The sequence below is a fragment of the Candidatus Obscuribacterales bacterium genome (assembly GCA_036703605.1).
In the GTDB taxonomy this organism is placed as follows: domain Bacteria; phylum Cyanobacteriota; class Cyanobacteriia; order RECH01; family RECH01; genus RECH01.
Window position 1 is genome coordinate 1 of the sequence record DATNRH010000557.1, and the last position, 2,883, is coordinate 2,883.

The 2,883-nt window shown below is 55.9% G+C and carries 3 protein-coding genes; 2 read left to right on the forward strand and 1 reads right to left on the reverse strand.

Annotated elements, in window-relative coordinates:
• The first annotated feature begins 135 nt into the window (after window positions 1-135).
• Both queG and V6D20_11920 read left to right on the forward strand, forming a co-directional pair.
• Window positions 136-1,155 (forward strand): tRNA epoxyqueuosine(34) reductase QueG, encoded by a 1,020-nt coding sequence (gene queG / locus V6D20_11915; GenBank protein ID HEY9816485.1) that lies wholly within the window; start codon window positions 136-138, stop codon window positions 1,153-1,155.
• A 309-nt stretch (window positions 1,156-1,464) separates the two neighbouring features.
• A complete protein-coding gene (locus V6D20_11920) occupies window positions 1,465-2,169 on the forward strand; it encodes a hypothetical protein (protein ID HEY9816486.1) in 705 nt (234 codons plus the stop codon).
• Here the strand turns inward: V6D20_11920 and V6D20_11925 are convergent.
• The gene (locus tag V6D20_11925) at window positions 2,166-2,735 is read right to left on the reverse strand and encodes a metal-binding protein (protein HEY9816487.1); all 570 of its coding nucleotides are present in this window, start codon (window positions 2,733-2,735) and stop codon (window positions 2,166-2,168) included. The genes V6D20_11920 and V6D20_11925 overlap by 4 nt on opposite strands.
• Between the last annotated feature and the right edge of the window lie 148 nt (window positions 2,736-2,883).

Here is a 2,883-nt window from a genome sequence, read left to right on the forward strand (position 1 = left end):
ATGGGATTCTTAACCGGATATAATGAAAATTCTGAATATACCCAGCTCAAATGGCAAGTCTTCGATGCCCAGATCAAGCAAAAGCTGGAGCGACTGGTGGATCCAGAAGAGGGCGAGATTCGCACGATGTAGCCCATGACAGATTCAGAACTCCATACAAGTCAGATAAGCTTAAGCGATCGCATTAAACACCAGGCTCAGTCCCTTGGCTTCCATCGGGTCGGCATTGCTAGCGTTGAAGCCGCCGATCGCGACGGGGCTACCCAGCGCCTGCAGGATTGGCTCAGCCAGGGCTACCAGGCCGAGATGGCTTGGATGGCTAATCCCAAGCGGCAGGATATTGACCAGGTGATGCCTGGGGTGCGATCGCTTATCTGTGTGGCGTTGAACTACTACACCCCCCATGCCCATAGCGATGATCCTAGCCACGGCAAAATCTCCCGCTATGGTTGGGGGCGCGACTACCATCGAGTTCTGCAATCACGGCTGAAGGCTCTGTCCACCTGGATTGAACAGCAGGGCGAGGGCATCGAAACTCGCTACTACGTCGATACGGGCCCTGTCTCAGATAAGTTTTGGGCAGAACAAGCGGGCATTGGCTGGGTGGCCAAAAACGGTAATGTGATCACCCGCGACTACGGTTCCTGGGTGTTCCTAGGCGAAGTGCTGACTAACCTCGATCTCACCCCCGATCGCCCCCATATCCCCCACTGCGGCACCTGCACCCGTTGCATGGACGCCTGCCCGACTGGAGCGATCGCCCAACCCTTTGTCGTCGATGCCAATCGCTGCATCGCCTATCACACGATTGAGAACCGCGCTGACCAGCTTCCCGAGGCGATCGCTAGCCAGATGCAGGGCTGGGTAGCCGGCTGCGATATCTGCCAAGATGTCTGTCCTTGGAATCAGCGCTTTGCCCAGGAAACTGATATACCAGACTTTCAGCCTTATCCTTGGAATATTGCGCCAACCTTAGCCGACTTAGCAGTTAGCACCGACGAAGACTGCGATCGCCGCTTTCGAGCCTCAGCCCTGCGACGCATTAAACCCGCCATGGTACGCCGCAATGCCCAGGCAGCCCTCGCCCACCGACGGAGTACCTCACTGGAACAGGAATCCGGAGAGCAGGAGCGGCAGCAAGAGAGCGATCGCTAAAATCACCACGACCGTCACCGCATCAATATTAAGTACATTCTTCGGTGGTTCTGTCATCATTCACCTGAGACTAGCTGTCGTCAACCTGCAACCTGAGTAGAAACGACCTAGCCTCAACTCTGCTGCCTACACCACCCATTCTAAGAGACGAGCGACCATTAGGCGATCGCCTACGCCCAACCTTGTCGTATGATCCTCACACGTGCCTGGGAAACACGTTACCCAATCACAACGTCATAGATCTCCTGTGATACTCTTCATGAACAACGCAACACTTTTATGATCAATACTTCTCGATTCTCTCGGTCGATGACAGCATCAGTGCTGGGATGTGTCTTGCTTGGATTTGGGGCAGCGATCGCTCCCCCCGTCTTGGCCAACGAGACCGATGACTTTCTCCTCCTCGACCTAACGCGAGCCCGCAACCTAGCCCGTCAAGCCATTGAACGCGAGAATGGTGGTCTTGGAGAATATCGGGCAGAGGCCGCCATGCATGGCTTCAGCGCCGATACCCCCCATACCGTCAATGCCGATGGGAGCTGGACATTTCTCTTCCGGGGCTACGATCCAAGAACGCTAGCACCTGGCCAAGCATTAACCTACAGCGTTGAAAGCGAAGTCACGGTTAGCCCAACTGGACAAGTCAGCATTGACTACAACGGCCCCCTGCGCAGCACCTCTGCCACGGCTGGCTCATCACCCCTCACGGGCAGCGACACCGTTGAAGACTACCGCATCTCTCTCGATCTCAACCGGGCCAAAAATCTAGCGCGCCAAGCTGCCGAGCGGGAAAACGGTGGATTGGGGCAATATCGGGCTGAGATCGCTATGCATCAAGACGGAGCCAGTGCTCCCCATGTGGTGAATGCTGATGGCAGTTGGACGTTTACCTTCCAAGGCTTTGACCCTCGCACCGCTACTACCATGGGTGTTGTCACCTACACGGTGGAAAGCGTTGTCACGGTAACTCCAGCAGGCGAGATCACCATTAACTACAACGGCCCAATTCGCTAACGCTTTTTGGACTTGCTTCGGCGGCGCGGAGTTGCTTTGGCTGAGCGGCTCGTCTTACGGGATGGGCGGGTGATCTTCTTGTAGGTAGACGTCAGCCAATCAGCGCCATAGTGGCTCATGGCTCCTACCTCCAACCCGACGCCCAAGGCTAAGAGTTCGATCAGCCATTGCTGTAGCGATCGCTGGGTGAGCAAACCCAGGTCAGCCCACGTCCAGCCAAACTCTCCTAGTTGATTGGCCAGGGCGATCGCTGCCACCCCCAACACCAAGAGCCAGACCACTAAGTAGAGCACTCGCACCACCGTACCCACCACAGGGCCGTGCGACCAGAGCGATCGATGCTTGAGGCGGCTGCGGTAGGGCAACCAAATCCACCGCAGCCAGCCCCAGCGTTTATATTGCACAGAATGAATATCGAGGTCGGGGCCAAGCATCAAGCCACCCAGCAGGAAGCCGCTCAGCACCCAGAGGGTGAGGTAGCTGCTGCCCGTGCTCACCAATGCACCGGCTGCAACCAGCGGTAAGCAAAGGATGGTGATGCGATCGTGGGTGCGACCTGAGGGCATTGAAAAAAATATCAGATTTTTCTAATATGTTGCATCTTAGCAGGTGTTTGTCTGCTACAATGTGATCTTGTGTTCAGCAGTTGTCCCCTCAGGGGCGGTTAGCTCAGTTGGTAGAGCGCCTGCCTTACAAGCAGGATGTCACTGGTTC

Excerpts from the sequence above, each read along its gene's own strand:
- queG (HEY9816485.1), top strand. The coding sequence starts at position 136 with ATGACAGATTCAGAACTCCATACAAGTCAGATAAGCTTAAGCGATCGC.
- V6D20_11920 (HEY9816486.1), top strand. The coding sequence starts at position 1,465 with ATGACAGCATCAGTGCTGGGATGTGTCTTGCTTGGATTTGGGGCAGCG.
- V6D20_11925 (HEY9816487.1), bottom strand. The coding sequence starts at position 2,735 with ATGCCCTCAGGTCGCACCCACGATCGCATCACCATCCTTTGCTTACCG.